Here is a 17787-nt window from a genome sequence, read left to right as displayed (position 1 = left end):
GCCCTGTTCGGCTTCGGCAACGCGATCCTGACGGCGCTGGTCGTAACCCTACGTGGCCGAGGTCCTGCACGCAGCAGCGCAGACCCTGGGCCTGCTGTTCGGGGCCTTCGGGATCGGCTTCGTCGTCGGCGCCCCGATCAGCCATGCCGTGAACAGCAGGTATTCCTCACGGGCGGTGATGGCCTGGGGCTTGGTGCTGGGCGCCGCGTGCTTCGCCGTCACGTTCAACGTGCACGACGCCGCCTGGGACGGCCTGCTGTTCATGCTCATCGGGCCGCCGATGGTCTGCTACATGGTGGCCGCGGGCACGATCCTGCCCAGGTCGACCCCAGACCGCCTCATGGGCCGGGTCGGCGCGAGCTACGGCGTGCTTCAGGCGGGGGCCTCGTTGGCCGGCATGATCGCGGGTTCCTACCTCGGCCAGCGGCTCGGCATCATCGCCTCCATGAACCTGGGCGCGGGGCTCGTCGCCGTCTCGGCGCTCCTGGCCCTGCGACTGCCCCCGGGACCGTCCCAGCCGATGGCGCAATCGCCCGCTCTCGGTTCCCCGGACAGTACCGTCTCCACCCCATAGCCAGGACCTCGGCAAAGCCGCGTGGCCCCCGTTTCGTGATCACGCGAGTCCGAGGAGGCTGGGCGCCTACCGTTGAGCCCTGGGCAGCAGGCGAGTCAAGTGGTGCTTCGAGCCGGCCCTACCCCGGTCGACCGGCGACGGGCCCGTGTGGAGCCCCCCTTTTTTAGAGCCCGGACGTGGGAGGAGTCGACCACGCAGCGGGACCAGTCCAGCCGCAAGGCCGCGTTCAACTCGGCCAGCAGAACTTCGTGGAGCCGTTGCCAGACGCCGGCCTCGTTCCAGTCCCGCAGCCGCCGCCAGCAGGTCATGTCCGAGCCGAAGCACAGCTCTTTGGGCAGGTGATCCCACTGGATGCCGGTGTGCAGCACGTACAGGATCCCGCACAGCACCTCCCGGTCCGGCAACGGCTTGCGGCCGGATACCGGAAGCGCCGCTCGCGCTGCGGCAACAGCGACTCAAGGCGATCCCACAGCTCATCCAACACGATCCACGGCGACATCCCCACGCCGCACCGAACGCTCAACTCCCGGCCTGGACACGACCATCAGGACCGATCCACCTCATCGTGTCAGCCCCTGTAAGTGGCAGTTACAGTAGGTCGACCAAGTGTCACCTAGTGAGAAAAGTCGCAGTCAGGGCAGCGTGAGGACGCGGGGGCCGCCCTCGGTGATGGCGATGGTGTGTTCGATGTGGGCGGCTCGGCTGCCGTCGATCGTGCGCAGGGTCCATCCGTCGGGGTCGGTGCGGTAGTCGTTGCGTCCTCCAGCCATGAGCATGGGTTCGATGGCGAGGGCGAGGCCGTGGCGCAGGGGGAAGCCGCGGCCCGGGCGTCCGTGGTTGGGGACGTGGGGGTCTTCGTGCATCTGGCGTCCGATGCCGTGGCCGCCGAAGTCGGCCGGCATGCCGCAGGCAGCTTTGCGGGCGACCCTGCCGATGGCATACGAGATGTCGCCAATGCGGTGACCGACGGTGGCCGCGGCGATGCCGGCGTCCAGTGCCTGCTGGGTGGCGGCGATAAGTTCCAGGTCGGCGGGACGGGGGGTGCCGACGGTGAAGCTGATCGCGGCGTCGCCGGTCCAGCCGTCGAGTTCGGCTCCGCAGTCGATGCTGACCAGGTCGCCGTCGCGCAGACGGTAGTCATCGGGGACGCCATGCACGAGGGCGTCGTTGACGGAGGCGCAGATGACCGCTGGGAAGGGGACGGGAGCGAAGGAGGGCTGGTAGCCCAGGAACGGAGAGCGCGCCCCGGCCTTGGTCAGGACGGTGCGGGCGGCTTCGTCGAGCTCGCGCAGCCGAACTCCCACGGCTGCCGCTGCGCGGGCGGCCGCGAGTGCGTGGGCCACGACCCGTCCGGCTTCTCGCATCGTCTCCAGCGCCGCGTCGGTCTTGATCTCCACCATGTGTCGTGACTCCCTGCGTTGCAACGCTACCCAATACTTATACCGGTATTAGTATCACGGGTATGGTGAGAGTTCCTTTGAGTCCGCAAGAGCGGCAACGTGGAGAGCGTTTCGGGGCCCTGCTCCGCGAAGCCCGCGGTGATCGCAGCATGGTGGACGTAGCAGCGGCAGCCGGGGTGTCCGCTGAAACACTTCGCAAGATCGAGACTGGCCGGGCCCCGACCCCGGCCTTCTTCACCGTGGCGGCTCTGGCCCACGCGCTGGACCTGTCGCTGGACGACCTGGCCGCAGCCTGCGCGGAGGATGCCGACGGCGGCGGGCAGGCCATGTCGGCGTGAACGTCAGGCGCGCGCAAACTGGATCACCGGCAGGTGGCCAAGCATGTCCAGGCCGTCGCCGATGCTGCGAGCGGGATCGACTGGGACATCGACGTCGGCTCCACCCCGATCCGCGCCCACCAGCACGACGCCGGGGCCCTGAAGGCCCCACCGCCGGCACCGTCCGGTGCCTCAAAAAGGGGCCGTGGAAAGATCGGCTCACGTGCGCGCGCACTTGCGCCTGCGTCCGTTCCTGGAGGAGGTGAGGCGCTCGGTCCGTCCCGCGGTGGACGGTGATCAACAAACTGAAGCAGTTCGGGGCTCTCGCCACCCGCTGTGACTAGCGCGGATACGTCTACCTCGGCACCGTCACCGCCGCTGCCCTGTTGAAATGGCTCCGACCTGACCGCGGAGCGGACAGTAGATCGCGGCTGGCGCCGCGCCGGGTCCTACTTGCTGTGCACGATCTGGATCAGGTTGCCGCAGGTGTCGTCCAAAACCGCAGTGGTGACCGGGCCCATCTCCAGCGGCTCCTGGGTGAAGTGCACCCCGAGTTCGCGCAGCCGGTTGAACTCCGCAGGTACGTCGTCCACGGCGAAGGAGGCGGCCGGGATGCCGTCCTCAACCAGCGCCGTCTTGTACGGCTGCACCGCGGGATGGCTGGAGGGCTCAAGCAGCAGTTCGGTCCCGTCGGGATCCTCCGGCGAGACCACGGTCAGCCACCGGTCCTCGCCCAGCGGGACGTCGTGCTTCTTCACGAAGCCCAACGCGTTCGTATAGAAGCGCAGGGCCTTGTCCTGGTCATCGACGAAGACGCTGGACAGGTGGATCTTCATGGGGTGCTCTCCGGTGCATCGGGCCTGAGCCATCGGGTCACGATGAGATCAAGGGGTTCGGTGTTCAGATCGTGGAACTTGTAGCGGCCCTGGCGCCGCGAAAGGACCAGACCCGCGGATTCCAGTACGGCCAGGTGCTGGCTGATCGCCTGGCGGGACAGTCCCAGACCGTGTTTGGTCACCAGCCGTGTGCAAATCTCGAACAGGGTCTGGCCGTCCCGTTCCACCAGCTCATCAAGGATGCGCCGACGGGTGGGGTCGGCCAGTGCTTTGAAGACATCCTCCGCCATAACCCACACCATAGGCAAGTGACAGCTTGCCTATCAAGCGCCCTGGAGGCGGCGACAGGTTGGCGAGGTCCACAGGTCATCCGGCCCGGCCGTGCTCCGGGCGCTGATCCTTGTCCTCGGCGAGCGGACCGCCGCCGTACCGGACGCGCTCGCGCACGACGCACGCGCCCAGCGGCCCTGAATAGCGCGCACGGCAGGAGTGCTCCGAGCGGCTCAGGAATATCGTGGAGACATGTCCGTTTATGTGAAGCTGGTCCACGAGGCCCTGGAGCCCGCGGAGCCATCCCGCGGGCCACTGGACATGCAGTACGAAGACAAGCCCGGGACCGTTACCTACGAGTACGACCTGCATCCGAGCGGGGCGTTGCGGATCCTGCGCGTCTCCGAGAACGCCCCCCACGTCGTCCAAGGATTCTTCGGGCCCGGAGCCTGGCTCCAGGTTTCCGGCACATACCTGCGAAAGGGTTCCGAGTACTGACGGGCGGGCGCTGGGTAGCGAGCAGGGGGCGGTCCTCGACGCGGGCGGCCACAAGGTCGGCACACGGAGGCGATCTACGTCGACACCCGAACCGACGAGCCCTTGTCTCCTGGGGGCGTAGGGCGTCGGCGAAGCGGCAGAAGCCCGGGTCGCAGAGGCCGGCTGGTCGACCGTGGGGCAGCGAGGCGGCGCATTCAGGCTGGCGATGCGGACCTCAAACGGCCCCGGCGCATTCACGCAGTCACACCGAGGCCGTCCCTTCCGGGCCGTTCCACGTGAGAGTGGACGACCCACTTTCCAGGCTACCGCTCCAGGCCGCGCTTGCCGCTCGGCGGTCAGGCAGCTCGCGGCGGCGTCATCATCCGGCCACGACTCCGCCCGACGATGGCGCCACGTCAACCGAAGGGGAGCACCGTGGAGTTCACGGCTGCGCCGCCGGCAGATCTCCTGATGCCCGGGATGACCGCACCGTCATCGTCGTTGGCGTGAGCCTGGACGTCCCTTCCGGTTCCGTCGGCCGACTCCTGGCAGGACATCGCTGTAGTGGAAAGCCGTGATCCTCTCATCGTGCTGCGTGTTGAGCCGATGGATCACGAACATTCCCACGATGACGACAGTGATGATCGCAGCCACGATAATGAAGGTCTGCGCGTCCTCACCTCCCGCGGACTGAGGCCGGCGACCCGACCGGGGTCCTGACCCCCGAGGCGGCGCCGCCTTCGGTCTCCCACTCCTCTTCCCTGCTCAGCGCCTCGCTCGCGTCACGGGTGTCCTCGCTTGTCATCAGCCCACTTTCGCTGAGGAGGCCGCCGGGGGTGGCCGCGGCGGACATCAGCCGGGCGGCGGCAGCCGCACCGGTCTCCGGCGGGATCACCAGCAGGTCCCATCGGCCCACCGTGTAGGAGAGGAGGATCAGTTTGTTCGCGTCCTGCTCGGCACCGAAACAGCCCACGCCCACCGCGCGCCCGCTCACGGGCACCTCGTGCGGGATCACGGGCCAGTGCGCCGGGTTCACTGCGATGTGAGTGATCCGCCCCCAGCGCACGTCCAGCACGTCCGTAAGGGCAGGGAGTTCACGGGAGAGATCGCGAGAGCGGGGCCACCACGCACCGTCCAGGAGACCTGGAGCCGACCCCGCCGGGGTCAGAGACAGGCGAACCGGTGGTGAGGGCACGCGCTCATTGATGGCTGTACGGTCGCTCGTCGCGGTCATGGCGCGAACCCATCCCCGGGCTCGTCTCCGACGTCCCGGTATTGTTGCTCACCGTGAACGACACCGACGTGGTAGCCGGTGTCCGAAGTTCTCCCGGTCCTTCCACTTTACTCCGGTCGGTAGTCCGTGAATGGGCGTGTGACCAGCTATTTTCCCGGAAGGACGGGCCGTGTGCGGACGTCGGTCCGGTCGGCTTCGCGGAGCACACCGAGACAGTGCCGGCTGCCAGCGACGTTCATGGGCTGCGCCCATGCGAGTGATTGCGCTCGCCGATACCGCTGGCCGCCTTGCTTCGGCATGGGCCCGGCTCCAGCCTCGTACCGTCCAAGGCACCCGTTCACAGCGCGAGGAGCAACCGACGATGGCGGTATGCGAAGTCTGCAGCAATGACTACGAGATGGCATTCGAGGTACGTGCAGCGGGAGTGCTTCACATCTTCGACAGCCTGGAGTGCGCGGCCCAGCGGATCGCTCCGGTCTGCGAAAACTGTCAATGCCGGATCCTCGGCCACGGCCTTCAGTCAGACGGCCGGTACTTCTGCTGCGCACACTGCGCACGGCAGCAAGGCCACGCGAAGCTCGTCGACCACGCTTGACCGGCTTGACGGCCTGTGTATCGGGGATGGTCACTGTCTGTCTGCGACGGGTGAAAAGTGGACCAGCAGCGATGGCTGGGTTCTCGGGTTTGTCGCAACACGCCTGATCATGTGAGGCGCGTTGATGGCGAGACCTGGACCCAAGCGCACGCTCGATCTCGAGTCGGAATATTGGCGGCTGCTGCCGTCTGGGGTCAGCACGGTCGAGGCGTGCAAGGTGGTGGGGATCGGCCGGAAGACGGGCTACCGATGGCAGGCGGAGAACGGCGGTCTGCCGCCGCAGCGGCTTCCCGAGTCCCCTCGTTCTGGCCGGTATCTGTCGCTGTTGGAGAGGCAACGCATAGCGACTCTGCGGGGCCAGGGCCCGGGCATTCGGAGGATCGCCGAGCCCCTGGGGCGATCCCCGTCGACCGTTTCCTCCGCGTGGGCGGTGAATCCGCTGTCGGCGAGGGCTGGCTGGTGTCCGTGCTGCGGGAGCCGGGTTGGCGTCGGGAAACGGTCTGCGCCGCCAGGTCACCAAGGCCGGGAGCGGTTGGGACGGAGGGAGGGATTCACTGTTCTGCTCGTGCGTCGACGCAGATCACTGTCTGCTGGCCTGTGGCAACGAGTGACCGCTCGCTGCCTTGGATGCCGAAGACTTCCAGTCGGCATACGGTCAGCGTGCGGCCGGATCTCAGGACCGATCCCACGGCCTCGATGTGGTCGCCCACGGCGGGCGCCAGGAGATTGATCTTGTATTCGACTGTGAGCACCGAGGTGTTCTCGGGGAACAGGGTGAAGGCCGCGTAGCCGCCCGCGCTGTCGGCGATGGCGCTGATGGCACCCGCGTGGAAGTAGCCGTGCTGCTGGGTCACTTCGGACCGGCTGGGCAGCACGATGTATACACGCCCTGGTGCGATGTGCGCGATGCGTGCACCGAGATGACCCATCAGCCCCTGGCGTTCGAAGCTGGCCTGGATGCGCTCCTGCACCTCGGGGCTCGCCTGTTCCTGCTGCGTCTGGTCTTCCACGTGCTCTCCTTGAGCGGACGTCTCGGTGTGCGGCCTTGTCTTCCGGGGGATCGGGCGCGGCGAGGCCGTCAGCGGGCCAGGCGTTCCAGGAGGAGGAACCCGCCGATGGCGATCATCATGGCACCGCTTACCCGGGTGACTGCGCGAGCCGCTGCCGGCCGGGTCTTGAGCACGGTGCGTGCCAGGACGCCGACGGTGAGGTAGACGACGGCGCAGCCGGCCATGTGGAGTGTGCCGAGCAGGCCGGTCTGGGCGGCGACGGGCCAGGTGGCTGCGGGGTCGATGAACTGGGGGAACAGGGAGAAGTACAGCAGCAGGGCCTTGGGGTTCAGGCCGCTGATCCCGGCGCCTTTCAGCATGATCTGCCAGGGTGAGGCGGCCACGGCGTCCGTGGAGGGGTGGGGGCCGGCAGGCCGTGCCAGGACGCTCCATCCGAGCCACATCAGGTAGGCGGCCCCGAGGACGGTCAGTGCGGTGAGCGCAGTCGCGGAGCTTGCGACGATCATGACCAGGCCGGCCACGGCGAGCAGGGTGTATCCGGCGTATCCGGCTACCAGCCCGGCGACCGCGGGGACGACCGACCTGCTCCGCAGACCTGCCGCGATCGCGTAGGCCCAGTCCGCGCCGGGGGTGAACACCAGCAGGAGGTCCACTGCCAGGAAGGCCGCCACTGTGCCCAGGTCCATGAATCGATCCCTCTCCTCGTCGCTACGAGAGGGAAGATTAGGTGCTTTTCGCCCGAAGGTGTTCCTGTATTTTCCCCGAAAGTGCGCCAAGTGAGGGAGAATCTTCTCCATGGATGCCGTGGATCGGAAGATTCTTACCGAGCTTCAGCAGGACGGCCGTCTGACGGTGACCGAGCTGGCCGCCCGCATGCAGCTGAGCGTCTCGCCGTGCCACCGGCGCGTGCGCGACCTTGAACGCACAGGCGCGATCCGCGGCTACCGTGCTGTCGTCGACCCGGCCGCCGTCGGCCTGAACTTCGAGGCCCTGGTGTTCGCCACCCTGCGCTGGGAGGACCGAAACACCGTCGCCGACTTCGAACAGGCCGTAGCCGCCCTCCCACACGTGATCCAAGCCCAGCGCCTGTTCGGCGAACCCGACTACCTCCTGCGCGTCGCCACCGCCGACCTCGCGGCCTTCCAGCAGCTCTACGACCAGCAGCTGGCCACCCTCCCAGGCGTCCAACGCCTGACCTCCACCCTCGTCATGAAGCACGTCGTCAACGACCGCCCGCTACCCGAGTAGCCAGGCCCAGCCAGGCGCGCACAGGTCCGGTCATCGCCAACTGCTCCGTCCCGAGCCCCGGCGTCCGCCACGCCCCGGCAAAGCCGGGCCGCACTCTGTCCCGGGCCATCGTCGGCGCGACGACGTCGAACCACTCCCGCACCGGATAGCTGTCACCGCGGCGCAGCACCCAGGAACGCGAGATGCGGTACTCGTCGGCCTCCACGCCGGTGTCCCGTTCGCGGCCGTCGGCTGGTGCAGCCGAACACCGTGTAAGGGTGCTGTGCACCATCTCCAGGTGGGCTTCCGGGGTCGGAGGCACCCTCCCTAGGCTGCCATGGACATGACGGTAAGTCAGATGGGGGCGGTGCTGACATGCGGAGCGGACGTACGCGTCGGCGTTTTCTGGCGGAAGCGGGCGTCATCGGGGGTACGGCCGTGCTGGGCGCGCCATACCCATCGGCGGCGGCCGAACGCACGACGGGGACCGCGTCGGTGGCTGTGCTCGGCGGTGGAGTGTCGGGGCTGAGCGCGGCGCAGGAACTGGCCGAACGCGGCTACGCGGTCACGGTCTACGAGTACCTCACAGCCCTCGGCGGCAAGGCGCGGAGCATGGACGTGCCCGGCACGGGCAGCGGGGGCCGCAAGCCGTTGCCAGGGGAGCACGGCTTCCGGTTCTTCCCCGGCTTCTACCGGAACCTGCCGGACACCCTGCGTCGTATCCCCGTTCAGGGGAACGCGAACGGCGTCCACGACAACCTGCGCAACGCCACGGACACCGTGATGGCCCGCAACGGCGGCCGTCCGGATCTGCATCTGCCGTTCCGTACCGCGACTGCGCCCCCCGACCCCGGCGAGCTCACCCCCGAGGCGCTGCGCGAGACGATCGCGGGGCTGTTGGACACCGGGCTGAATCTGCCCGCCCATGAGGTCGCCTACTTCGCCAACCGCCTCCTGGTGCACCTCACCAGCTGCGACCTGCGGCGCGAGAAGCAGTGGGAGAAGGTGCCGTGGTGGGAGTTCATCCGGGCCGGGGAGATGAGCTACGACTACCAGCGGCTGCTCGCCGTCGGCCTCACCCGTAATCTCGTCGCGACCAAGGCCGAGCAGGCGAGCACCCGCACGGTCGCCCGGGTCATCGTCGAGGCGTTCCTGATCAACGGGCTGCTCGGCCTCGGCCAGGACGGCCAGATCGACCGCGTGCTCAACGCGCCCACCAGCGAGGCGTGGATCGACCCCTGGGTGGCCCATCTGAAGTCCCTCGGCGTCGCCTTCGAACTCGGCACCGAGGTGCACGAGGTGCTCTACGACGACGGCCGGATCACCGGCGTGAGCGTCGCCGCGGCCGACGGTAGCGCCGCCCGTATCGTCACCGCCGACTACTACATCTCAGCGATGCCGGTCGAACACGCCCGCACGACCTGGGGCGCCGCACTGCGCGCCGCCGACGCCCAACTGGCGGCCTGCGACAAGCTGAACACGGACTGGATGGTCGGGGTGCAGTTCTATCTGCGCGAGCCCGTACGGATCATTCACGGGCACGTCGACTACCTCGACTCGCCCTGGTCGCTCACCACCATCAACCAGGCGCAGTTCTGGGACGTACGCGACTTCCCCGCCGACTACGGGAACGGCGACGCCGCCGACTGCCTGTCGGTGTGCGTCTCCGAGTGGAACCTGCCCGGGATCCTGTACGGCAAGACCGCCAAGGAGTGCACCCGGGACGAGGTGATCGAGGAGGTCTGGGCCCAGCTCAAGGACTCCCTCAACGACAGCGGCCGCACCGTCCTGGACGACGCGAACCTACGCTCCTGGTTCATTGACCCCGCCGTCACCGGAATCGGCGGCCCCGACCCTCACAACCGCGAGCAACTGCTCATCCACCCCACCGGCACCCTCTACAACCGCCCGGCCGCGGCGACCGCCGTCCCGAACTTCTTCCTCGCCGGGGACTACGTAAGAACCGACGTGGACCTCGCCACCATGGAAGGGGCCAACGAGTCGGCCCGACTCGCGGTCAACGCCCTGCTCGACGCGGACGGCTCCGGCTCCGAACGCTGCCGGATCTGGAAGCTCTACCGGCAGCCGGCGATGGAGCCGCTCAAGCGCGTGGACGAGGTCCGCTACCGGCTCGGGCTGCCGAACACCTTCGACCTGGGGTGAACGCGGTGACGAGGAGAGCGAGGGGCCGCGCTTCGCCGTCACGACCTGTTCCGGTCAGCGACGGCCCCCCGTGTTCCAGGAACGTCACCTCGATGCCGGCGGCGAAGTCGATGGTGCCCGGGCCTCCTTCGCGACGGCCGTCCCCGCCCGGAGCGCGGCAACGGGGTCAGCCGCCTCGTCCAGCTCGATGAGCACGATGCCGGCACCGGGAGTGAGTGACATCGCGTCGGCCCATCCTCTCCAGTCCACGATGCCCGTGCCCAGTTCGGTCATATAGGGCTGCTGCTGAGCGAAGACCGTTTCGTCGATGGTGAGTTCGACATCGATCGGCTTGACCGCGTCCTTCCAGTGCGCCAGTGCGATGCGCTGGGAGTGGCGACGCGCGACGGCGACGGGGTCACCTCCCCCGAGTGCGATGTGGCAGGAGTCGGGGCACAGCCACACGTAGCGTGGATCGGTCAGAGCCATGAACAGGTCGATGTCCCTCTCGTACCAGAGCGTGCTGTTGGACTCCGTGTGGAAGGCGAGCTTCGCGCCCTGCTGTGCGACGGCCTCGCCGACCACGTGGGCGATGTCAGCCATCCGGGTCATGTACGCGGCGTCGACGAAGAAGGGCGGGCGCGTCCCGAACGACGCGCGCATGGGGAGTCCGGCGACGAGAAGTTCCGCCCCCACGTCGGCGAGGAAGGCCGCACGTCGCTCGGCGTCGGCGACGATCACGGGCAGGTTCTCGCTGTGCCGCCAGTCGGGGCATTCGCTCGCGGCGATGAAGGCGCTCACGACGGACAGGCCCCGGGCCTCCAGTTCCCGGCGGAACGACAGTGCGTTGCCGAAGGCTCGCAGGACCGAGTCGATGTCGCCGGGCGCGAAGGTCAGCTCGATGCCGGTGACACCGGCCTCGGCCAGCGCGTCCATCACCCGCTCCCAGAAACTCTCAGGGTTCTTGACGGCCCAGTCGCGAAAGGCGCCGGCGGAGTCGAGTCCCCAGAAACCCGGGTGGTAGAAGGTCACGATGTCGGTTGCGAAACGTGGTGCCACGATGTCTGTCTCCGGGCGGATCGGTCGTGTCATTCGGCGCCTCCGCGGGCGTTGTAGACGACGACGCCGTGGGCGTCGAGGGCGTCCCGGTAGTTGCGGAACACGGCGAGCGCCTCGTCTCGGAGCACGTCCCGCACGACCTTGATGCCGCGTGCCTCGAACTGCTCGGCCCAGTCCGCGCCGAGCGGGCCCTCGTCGAACGTGGTGATCTCCTCGAGTTCCGGGCCGTTGCCGGCGACTACGAGGCCGCGGACCCCGGACCACATCGCCGCGCCGTAGCACTGGATGCACGGACGCCAGTTCACGACCAGTTCGTGCGCCGGCATTCCGTCGCCGCCGAGGTCCCAGCCGCCGGTCGCCGTCTGGGCCAGTCCGAGGGCGACGACCTCGGCGTGGGCGCTCGAGACGCCGGAGGCGAGTACGACGTTCACGCCGACCGAGACGATCCGGCCGGTGTCCTGCTCGGCGACGAGTGCCGCGAACGGGCCGCCGTTGCCCTCGCGCCAGTTGCGGTCGGCGAGGCGGTGCACGAGGCGCATACGGTCGTGGCGTTCGGGGATGACGGCGGGAACGTCGGTCAGCTCATCGTCGATCCAGGACGGCAGCGCCACCCGGTATTCCTTCTCGATTTCGATCATGATCGAGCTTCCTCTCAATGTGCGGCGAGCGCGGCGTTTCGTGCGGCGATGGCACAGGCCGCCCGTACCGCGGTCACCGCGCCGGTCAGGGTGACATTGGCGGCCATCGCGGTGGGGATCACGCCGTTGCCGGCCACGTACAGGTTGTCGAAGCCCCACACCCGGCCATCCGGGTCGCACACGCTGGTGCCGTCGTCGGCGACGCCGGCGCGGACGGTGCCGGTCTGGTGCAGCGACGAGCCGGGCGGGAGCAGCGCACATTCGGTCGCGGGATCGAACGAGCCGAATTCCTCGGCGATCGACCGGACCTCGTCGAGTGCCTGCCGGATCAGCGCGCGGTCGGCGTCGGAGTAGCCGAACTCGACGCCGATCCGCGGCATCCCGGCGAGGTCGGTCCCGGTCTCCGAGAACACGAGCCGGTTCTCGGGGCGTGACTCGACGGGGGCGAACAGCGAGAGGCCCACGGAGTGCGCCAGGGGGCGGCCGGCTTCATCCACGTACGTTCGGTTCATGATCTGACCGTGGAACGGCTGCGCCGCTCCGTTCTGGGGCAGCCAGAGCGAATCCGTGCTGAACTCGCCGGGTCGCGGCAGGGGCAGGGCGTCGAGGCCGATGCCGAACCGGTCGAGGTCGAGCAGCACCTGGGAGGTGATGAACGCGTGCTCGTTGAGGTAGCGGCCCAGCGCCTCGGGCCGGATGCCCGAAGCGAACAGCAGTTGCGGGGTGCGCAGTGCGTCGGCGCACACCACCACGACGTCCGCGAGGAGTTCCGACTCGGCTCCGTCGGCGACGCGACGTAGCCTGGCGCCCGCGACCCGGCCGCCCGAGACGATGAGCGACGTCGCGAGCGTACCGGTCACCAAGGTGAAGGCCGGGTCCCCGCCCGTCGCGATCGCGGGGAAGATCGTCCCCGGAGCCGTGCGCGGCATGGGACCCGATGCCGTCGCGGTGACTGCCATGGGCATCGGCTGCGGCCGACGGTCGTCCGGCCCGACGCCGTCGAAGCGCCGGCCCAGAACGTCGAGCACCATCCGGCCGGCCTCGGTCGGGCCGATCGCGGAGGGCGTGACCGCGAGCACCCGGTACGCGGTGTCGAGATCCGCTGCCCAGCGGGCCGGGTCGCCGAAATCGAATACCTCGTCTCTGGCGGGCCAGGGCGTCGCGGCGGTCCAGTGCACCCCCATACCGCCTGCGTTCCACGCGAGCGCTGTCGCGGGCATCGCCTCGGCGTCCTCGCCGAAGGCGAGTGCGTGGAACATGCCGGGCGGGAGATCGGTGAGGCTTCCCGCGACGTCGCGAACCACCTCGGCGCCCGTGTACATGCCTTGGATGCCGCTGACGACCTGTTCGTTGTAGCGCGACCAGAGGACAGGATCATCGACGTCGTGCAGGTGCAGGCCAGGGGCCTTGCCGATCGTACTGCCGCCGTCGACCATGGTGATCTCCAGCGCTGGATCGGTCTCTCGTAGCAGTCGGGTCACGACGGATCCCATGATGCCGCTGCCGACGATGAGGACGTCGGCGTGAGTGGTGTCGGTCACAGTGAGACTCCATGTGTTGTGTCACGGGTGCTGATGCGGAGGCGCGGTGCGCGATCACGTGCTCGGGACGAGCGGACCGAACAGCTCGGTGTCCATACGGTCGAGTGCCAACTTGACGGCGCCGACGAGCGCGGCGTCGCGGCCCAGGCCGGTGGCGCGCAGTTCGACCGCAGGGGTGCGGGCATTGCGCAACGCCTCGTGCACGCGGGGCAGCAGCACATCGGCCGCGTCTTGCAGACCGCCGCCGAGCACGATGAGGGACGGTGCGACAGTCCACGACAAGGTCGTGAGGATCGACGCGATGTTCTCCACGAATTCGTCGACCTCCGCGAGCGCGGTCGCATCGCCGGCACGAGCTGCGTCGAAGCGGTCAAGGGCGACTTTCCGTTGGGCCGGTTCCGGTGAGGTGAGCCATGCCACAGGGCGGTCTTGGATCGAGTCGGTCGGCATCGACACCGCCTCGACGATCTCGCCCGCGGCGCCGTCGAGACCGCGGTGCACGGCACCTCGGATGAGGATGCCGAGACCGGTCCGGTTCCCGAGTACCGCCCACACGACGTTGTCGTGATCACCCGCCACGCCCCGCCAACGCTCCGCGAGCGCACCGAGATTGCTGTCGTTGTCCGCGAACCAGGGCACCCGGATGCGTCGCGTGAGTTCTTCGGGCAGGTTCACGCCTTCCCATCGTGTCGTGTGCACCAGGCGCCGTACGACTCCGTCGTCGTCGATCGCACCACCGCCTGCGACCGCGCCGGCTTGAAGACGGTCTGTCGACCCGCCCGCGTCATCGAGCGCCTCCAGCACGAGCGCCGCCGCGTCGTCGAGCGTGGTCTGCGGATCCTGGTAGGCGCGCAGCGGCCGGTGCGCCCGGCCGAGGATGCGGCCGCGCACGTCGGCGATGACCGCGGTCACGTCCAAGGTGGTGATGTGCATGGCCGCCAGGAGTGCGTGTTCGGCCCGCAGCTCGTACCGTCGGGCGGGGCGCCCGGCACAGCCGCTGGTCGGCACGCGGTCGAGCTCGGTCACCCAGCCCGCTTCGACGAGTGAGTCGAGGATGAGCTCAATGGTGCGGCGGGAGAGGCTGGTCTGCTCGGCGAGCGTGGTCAGCGTCGTCGGCTCGGCCGAGACCGCCAGTGCGCGGAGGATGACCGAGGTGTTGACGCGTCGGACGGCGCTCTGGTTCATTCCGGACATCAGCACGCCTCCGCCTCCTCGGACACCGCCCGTACCACGGGATTGAACACACCCGTGGTGTCGGCCGCGAGCGCTGCGCCGGGCCGGCCGTATTCGCGCGCCGGATCGCCGAGCGTCCCTCTCGCCCTCGCCCAGGCCGGTGCTTGGCCCCGGACGAACCCGACCAGATCGGCGTGCATCAACGTGGCCAGTTCCGCAGGCGCGTTCGGTCCGAGTGCCTCGGCGACGCCCGTCGCGTCGAGTACGTCGAAGGAGAACGGGATGTCGATGCAGTGCGTGGCGCCCCCGAGTACGGGGGAGGGCCATTCGAAGGAGTAGAGCCAGGTGCCGGCGGGGGCGTCGCGGCGGGAGAGCGCCGTGCGCGGGCAGGCGGCGCGGAACAGGGTGTCCGTCACGCGGGTGCCTGCCGCGCGGGTGGCGGCGAGTTCGGCGGCGTTGTAGGGGCTCGGGTGCGGGTTTTCCGGTGTGGAGGCGCCGTCGAACTCGTCGCCCGTCGCGCCGAGCAGCAGAGGTACGCCATGCCCGTGCACGGTGAGTCCGTCGGTGATGGACACCGGCAGGATGTCGTCGCCGACGAACGGGCCGAGCACGAGCGTGTCGTGACCCCACTCGCTCCACAGATCGATGACCCCCCGCTGGATGTGCTCCACGGTGCGGCCGGCGAATCCGGCTCGCGTCGGCGGCACGCCGAGCCTGTACCCGAGCCGTTCGAGGAAGTCGTGTGCGGCGTCTGCGCCTACTTCGAAGGTGCCACCGGACAGGCTGACCGCGCGGTGGAAGCGGCCGCTTCCGGCGGGCGACGACAGCAGCGCGAGCACTGCCGCGCCCCCGGCCGACTGGCCGGCAACGGTGACCCGGTCCGGGTCACCGCCGAAAGCGGCGATGTTCTCCTGTACCCAGTCGAGGGCGAGCAGCAGGTCACGCAACCCGAGGTTCGGGGGGACATCGTCCAGTGGGGCGAATCCGTCGACGCCCAGCCGGTAGCCAACGGTGACGCAGATGACGCTGTCGCGGGCGAAGGCGCGGCCGTCGTACCACGGGCTGGCCGGGCTTCCGCCGAGGAAGCCGCCGCCGTGGATCCACACCATGACCGGGAAGGGCGCGCCGTCGTCGTCCGCGGCGGGAGCGACGATGCCGAGGTTGAGTACGTCGTCGCCCGGCACCGACGGTTCCGGCACGGTGGTCGTGGCGAACAGCGGCACGGCTTGCGAGGTGGCACCGTGCCGGGACGCGTCGAAGGGTTCCGTGAACCGGCCGCGGGGGGCCGGTGCAGCGAACCGCTGTGCACCGGTGGGTGCTTCGGCGAACGGGATGCCGAGAAAGCGCCGTACCCGGCCGATGCGACGGCCGACGATCACGCCTGCGGGAGCGTGCACGATCACGGTCCCCCAGCCTTCGGCCGGGGGGACCCCCATCTCGCTTCGCTCGCCGGGCGCGTCGAGTGAGTCCGTCCGGTCGTCCATCTCGGTCACCGCATTCCCGTTCCGGCGATGCCCTGCACGAAGTAGCGCTGCAGGAGCAGGAAGAGCACAAGCACCGGCAGCATCACCACGATCGCCCCGGCGAGCATCAGGCCGTAGTCGGTGACGTGCGCCGCCGCCTGACTGGTGGCGGCCAGACCCACTGGCAGCGTGTAGCTGGATGTGCTCTGAGCCACGATGAGCGGCCAGATGAAATTGTTCCACGAGCTGAGGAACGACATGATCGTGATCGTCGCGACAGCAGGTCCGGCCAGCGGGAGGAAGATCCTGAAGAAGATCCGGAACTCGCCCGCGCCGTCGATCCGGGCCGCCTCGAGGAGTTCGTCCGGAATCGACATCGCGTACTGCCGCATGATGAAGACGGACATCGGCATCGCCACGCCGGGCAGTGCGATACCGGTGAGGGTGTCCGCCAGGCCCATGTCGACCGTGATCACGAACTGCGTGACGAACACCGTGGTGAACGGCACCATCATCGCCGCCATGACCGTGGCGAACGCGATCCACTTGCCCGCGAAGTCGAACTTCGCGAGCGCGTAGCCGGCGGCCGACGCCGCCACTATGTTGCCGACGACCACGATGACCGCGACCACGATGCTGTTGGTCAGGAACTGGGCGAATCCTTCGGTGTTGAACAACCGTACGAAGTTGTCGAAGGTGACGTCCTGCGGGAGCCAGGCACCGGGGTCGGAGCGTATGTCGTCGAGGCTGCGCAGCGACCCGCTGATCACCCAGATGAACGGCAGCATCGTGAGCAGCGCGCACAGCACCAGCGCCCCGTACAGCACGGGCCGGGCGAGGGACCGGCGGCGTACGGCGGTCCGGTCGGTGGTCATGTCGGCGTTCTCCCATGCGGCGACGGCGGTCATGCGCGGGGCCTCAGCAGCCGGAACTGGACGACGCTCACCAGCATCACGAGGACGAGCATCACGAAGGACGCGGCCGAGGACGTCCCGAGCTGGCCGACCCCGAACTGGTGGTAGGTGTACAGCGCCACCGATTCGGTGGAGCCCAGCGGGCCGCCGTTCGTGAGCAGGTACGGCTCGTCGAACACCTGGAGGTAGAAGACGGTCAGCAGCACCGAAACCATGAGGGTGGTGGGCACCAGCAGCGGCAGGGTGATGTGCCTCAGCTGCCCCCACCGACCGGCCCCGTCGAGGGCGGCCGCCTCGTACACGTCCTCCGGAATGGCCTGGAGCCCGGCGAGGAACAGCACCATCGCGATGCCGAAGTTGCGCCAGACGCCGAGCAGGACGACCACGGGCATGGCCAGGTGCTGGTCGTCCAGCCAGTTCGGTCCGGCGAAGCCGACGGCGCCGAGCACCTTGTTGACGGTGCCGTTCGCGTTGAACGCGTACTGCCAGATCAGCGCGACCGCCACGATGTTGGTGACGACCGGTGCGAAGAAGACCGTGCGGAACACGCCGCGCATGCGCCGGATGCCGGAGTTCAACGCAACGGCCAGCGCGAAGCCGATCCCCATGGTCAGCGGCACGCCGACGACCACGAACAGGGCTGTGTTCAGGATGTCCCGCCGGAAGCTCTCGTCCTGGAACAGACGGACGTAGTTCTCCAGGCCGGTGAAGTCGACCGCGAACGGATGACGCAGATCCGTGCCCCGCAGGTCGGTGAGGCTGAACCCGAGCGCGGCGACGGTGGGTATCGCCGTATAGAGCAGGAACACGAGGGTGAACGGCGCGAGGAACAGCCAGGCGACCGCCGTTCGACGGGAGCCCCGGGAGCGACGCGCCTTGCGTGCCGTCCCCGGGACGATCGTGGTAGTCATCCGCGG

General features: G+C 68.7%; 20 protein-coding genes and 2 pseudogenes. 7 read left to right on the top strand and 15 right to left on the bottom strand.

Features of this window, described 5'->3' with window-relative positions:
• The first annotated feature begins 52 nt into the window (after positions 1-52).
• Positions 53-574, top strand: coding sequence for an MFS transporter (locus ACFXJ5_RS14695; protein WP_384630727.1), 522 nt, complete (start codon positions 53-55; stop codon positions 572-574).
• Positions 575-670: 96 nt separating this feature from the next.
• Here the strand turns inward: ACFXJ5_RS14695 and ACFXJ5_RS14690 are convergent.
• Together ACFXJ5_RS14690 and map are read right to left on the bottom strand one after the other, a co-directional pair.
• A pseudogene (locus tag ACFXJ5_RS14690) lies at positions 671-1073 on the bottom strand (IS5 family transposase); the annotation flags it as partial.
• A gap of 133 nt (positions 1074-1206) precedes the next feature.
• Positions 1207-1974 (bottom strand): type I methionyl aminopeptidase, encoded by a 768-nt coding sequence (gene map, locus ACFXJ5_RS14685; protein ID WP_384630726.1) that lies wholly within the window; start codon positions 1972-1974, stop codon positions 1207-1209.
• Between the two features lie 62 nt (positions 1975-2036).
• On the opposite strand from map, the gene ACFXJ5_RS14680 reads away from it, so the two are divergent.
• Positions 2037-2312: a helix-turn-helix domain-containing protein gene (locus ACFXJ5_RS14680; protein ID WP_384630725.1), complete on the top strand. Its 276-nt coding sequence runs from the start codon at positions 2037-2039 to the stop codon at positions 2310-2312.
• 428 nt (positions 2313-2740) lie between these two features.
• Here the strand turns inward: ACFXJ5_RS14680 and ACFXJ5_RS14675 are convergent, their stop codons facing one another.
• Positions 2741-3127, bottom strand: coding sequence for a VOC family protein (locus ACFXJ5_RS14675; RefSeq protein ID WP_384630724.1), 387 nt, complete (start codon positions 3125-3127; stop codon positions 2741-2743).
• Positions 3124-3417 (bottom strand): ArsR/SmtB family transcription factor, encoded by a 294-nt coding sequence (locus tag ACFXJ5_RS14670; protein ID WP_384630723.1) that lies wholly within the window; start codon positions 3415-3417, stop codon positions 3124-3126. The genes ACFXJ5_RS14675 and ACFXJ5_RS14670 overlap by 4 nt, the downstream gene beginning before the upstream one ends.
• 232 nt (positions 3418-3649) lie before the next feature.
• On the opposite strand from ACFXJ5_RS14670, the gene ACFXJ5_RS14665 reads away from it, so the two are divergent.
• Complete coding sequence (locus tag ACFXJ5_RS14665) at positions 3650-3895, top strand: hypothetical protein (protein ID WP_384630722.1); 246 nt, start codon at positions 3650-3652, stop codon at positions 3893-3895.
• Between the two features lie 655 nt (positions 3896-4550).
• On the opposite strand, the gene ACFXJ5_RS14660 is transcribed toward ACFXJ5_RS14665, so the two are convergent.
• Positions 4551-5108, bottom strand: coding sequence for a DUF5994 family protein (locus tag ACFXJ5_RS14660; protein ID WP_384630721.1), 558 nt, complete (start codon positions 5106-5108; stop codon positions 4551-4553).
• 361 nt (positions 5109-5469) lie between these two features.
• Between ACFXJ5_RS14660 and ACFXJ5_RS14655 the strand changes: the two genes are divergently transcribed.
• On the top strand, positions 5470-5703 hold the full coding sequence (locus tag ACFXJ5_RS14655) for a hypothetical protein (protein ID WP_384630736.1): 234 nt from the start codon (positions 5470-5472) through the stop codon (positions 5701-5703).
• Between the two features lie 124 nt (positions 5704-5827).
• A pseudogene (locus ACFXJ5_RS14650) lies at positions 5828-6067 on the top strand (IS30 family transposase); the annotation flags it as partial.
• A 187-nt stretch (positions 6068-6254) separates the two neighbouring features.
• Here the strand turns inward: ACFXJ5_RS14650 and ACFXJ5_RS14645 are convergent.
• Complete coding sequence (locus tag ACFXJ5_RS14645; protein ID WP_384630720.1) at positions 6255-6713, bottom strand: PaaI family thioesterase; 459 nt, start codon at positions 6711-6713, stop codon at positions 6255-6257.
• Positions 6714-6781: 68 nt separating this feature from the next.
• Entirely contained in the window at positions 6782-7399 is a 618-nt protein-coding gene (locus tag ACFXJ5_RS14640) for a LysE family translocator (RefSeq protein WP_384630719.1), read from the bottom strand.
• Between the two features lie 109 nt (positions 7400-7508).
• Between ACFXJ5_RS14640 and ACFXJ5_RS14635 the strand changes: the two genes are divergently transcribed.
• The gene (locus ACFXJ5_RS14635) at positions 7509-7961 is read left to right on the top strand and encodes an Lrp/AsnC family transcriptional regulator (protein ID WP_384630718.1); all 453 of its coding nucleotides are present in this window, start codon (positions 7509-7511) and stop codon (positions 7959-7961) included.
• Here the strand turns inward: ACFXJ5_RS14635 and ACFXJ5_RS14630 are convergent.
• Positions 7936-8262 (bottom strand): hypothetical protein, encoded by a 327-nt coding sequence (locus tag ACFXJ5_RS14630; RefSeq protein WP_384630717.1) that lies wholly within the window; start codon positions 8260-8262, stop codon positions 7936-7938. The two genes, ACFXJ5_RS14635 and ACFXJ5_RS14630, sit on opposite strands and share 26 nt — an antisense overlap.
• A gap of 53 nt (positions 8263-8315) precedes the next feature.
• On the opposite strand from ACFXJ5_RS14630, the gene ACFXJ5_RS14625 reads away from it, so the two are divergent.
• Entirely contained in the window at positions 8316-10103 is a 1788-nt protein-coding gene (locus ACFXJ5_RS14625; RefSeq protein WP_384630716.1) for an FAD-dependent oxidoreductase, read from the top strand.
• Between the two features lie 84 nt (positions 10104-10187).
• Here ACFXJ5_RS14625 and ACFXJ5_RS14620 read toward each other — a convergent pair whose 3' ends face one another.
• From ACFXJ5_RS14620 to ACFXJ5_RS14590, 7 genes are read right to left on the bottom strand one after another with little or no spacing between them, the layout of a single operon-like run.
• Entirely contained in the window at positions 10188-11141 is a 954-nt protein-coding gene (locus ACFXJ5_RS14620) for a sugar phosphate isomerase/epimerase family protein (RefSeq protein WP_384630715.1), read from the bottom strand.
• Between the two features lie 29 nt (positions 11142-11170).
• Complete coding sequence (locus tag ACFXJ5_RS14615) at positions 11171-11779, bottom strand: nucleoside deaminase (RefSeq protein ID WP_384630714.1); 609 nt, start codon at positions 11777-11779, stop codon at positions 11171-11173.
• A gap of 14 nt (positions 11780-11793) precedes the next feature.
• Positions 11794-13320, bottom strand: coding sequence for a GMC oxidoreductase (locus ACFXJ5_RS14610; RefSeq protein ID WP_384630713.1), 1527 nt, complete (start codon positions 13318-13320; stop codon positions 11794-11796).
• A gap of 54 nt (positions 13321-13374) precedes the next feature.
• Positions 13375-14514, bottom strand: coding sequence for an ROK family protein (locus tag ACFXJ5_RS14605; protein WP_384630735.1), 1140 nt, complete (start codon positions 14512-14514; stop codon positions 13375-13377).
• The gene (locus ACFXJ5_RS14600) at positions 14514-15977 is read right to left on the bottom strand and encodes a carboxylesterase family protein (protein WP_384630712.1); all 1464 of its coding nucleotides are present in this window, start codon (positions 15975-15977) and stop codon (positions 14514-14516) included. The genes ACFXJ5_RS14605 and ACFXJ5_RS14600 overlap by 1 nt, the downstream gene beginning before the upstream one ends.
• A 5-nt stretch (positions 15978-15982) precedes the next feature.
• Positions 15983-16864, bottom strand: a complete 882-nt coding sequence (locus ACFXJ5_RS14595; RefSeq protein ID WP_384630711.1) for a carbohydrate ABC transporter permease — start codon at positions 16862-16864, stop codon at positions 15983-15985.
• Entirely contained in the window at positions 16861-17781 is a 921-nt protein-coding gene (locus tag ACFXJ5_RS14590; RefSeq protein WP_384630710.1) for a carbohydrate ABC transporter permease, read from the bottom strand. Before ACFXJ5_RS14590 ends, ACFXJ5_RS14595 begins: the two co-directional genes overlap by 4 nt.
• Positions 17782-17787: the final 6 nt, after the last annotated feature.

Source organism: Streptomyces sp. NPDC059373 (genome assembly GCF_042751495.1).
GTDB lineage: Bacteria > Actinomycetota > Actinomycetes > Streptomycetales > Streptomycetaceae > Actinacidiphila.
Note: the sequence above shows the minus strand (reverse complement) of the source record. Positions and strands in the feature narration are given on the sequence as shown.

What these genes read in the sequence shown, in the direction of transcription:
- map (WP_384630726.1), bottom strand. Translation starts at nt 1,974, where the DNA reads ATGGTGGAGATCAAGACCGACGCGGCGCTGGAGACGATGCGAGAAGCC.
- ACFXJ5_RS14680 (WP_384630725.1), top strand. Translation starts at nt 2,037, where the DNA reads ATGGTGAGAGTTCCTTTGAGTCCGCAAGAGCGGCAACGTGGAGAGCGT.
- ACFXJ5_RS14675 (WP_384630724.1), bottom strand. Translation starts at nt 3,127, where the DNA reads ATGAAGATCCACCTGTCCAGCGTCTTCGTCGATGACCAGGACAAGGCC.
- ACFXJ5_RS14670 (WP_384630723.1), bottom strand. Translation starts at nt 3,417, where the DNA reads ATGGCGGAGGATGTCTTCAAAGCACTGGCCGACCCCACCCGTCGGCGC.
- ACFXJ5_RS14665 (WP_384630722.1), top strand. Translation starts at nt 3,650, where the DNA reads ATGTCCGTTTATGTGAAGCTGGTCCACGAGGCCCTGGAGCCCGCGGAG.
- ACFXJ5_RS14660 (WP_384630721.1), bottom strand. Translation starts at nt 5,108, where the DNA reads ATGACCGCGACGAGCGACCGTACAGCCATCAATGAGCGCGTGCCCTCA.
- ACFXJ5_RS14655 (WP_384630736.1), top strand. Translation starts at nt 5,470, where the DNA reads ATGGCGGTATGCGAAGTCTGCAGCAATGACTACGAGATGGCATTCGAG.
- ACFXJ5_RS14640 (WP_384630719.1), bottom strand. Translation starts at nt 7,399, where the DNA reads ATGGACCTGGGCACAGTGGCGGCCTTCCTGGCAGTGGACCTCCTGCTG.
- ACFXJ5_RS14635 (WP_384630718.1), top strand. Translation starts at nt 7,509, where the DNA reads ATGGATGCCGTGGATCGGAAGATTCTTACCGAGCTTCAGCAGGACGGC.
- ACFXJ5_RS14625 (WP_384630716.1), top strand. Translation starts at nt 8,316, where the DNA reads ATGCGGAGCGGACGTACGCGTCGGCGTTTTCTGGCGGAAGCGGGCGTC.
- ACFXJ5_RS14615 (WP_384630714.1), bottom strand. Translation starts at nt 11,779, where the DNA reads ATGATCGAAATCGAGAAGGAATACCGGGTGGCGCTGCCGTCCTGGATC.
- ACFXJ5_RS14605 (WP_384630735.1), bottom strand. Translation starts at nt 14,514, where the DNA reads ATGTCCGGAATGAACCAGAGCGCCGTCCGACGCGTCAACACCTCGGTC.
- ACFXJ5_RS14600 (WP_384630712.1), bottom strand. Translation starts at nt 15,977, where the DNA reads ATGGACGACCGGACGGACTCACTCGACGCGCCCGGCGAGCGAAGCGAG.
- ACFXJ5_RS14595 (WP_384630711.1), bottom strand. Translation starts at nt 16,864, where the DNA reads ATGACCGCCGTCGCCGCATGGGAGAACGCCGACATGACCACCGACCGG.
- ACFXJ5_RS14590 (WP_384630710.1), bottom strand. Translation starts at nt 17,781, where the DNA reads ATGACTACCACGATCGTCCCGGGGACGGCACGCAAGGCGCGTCGCTCC.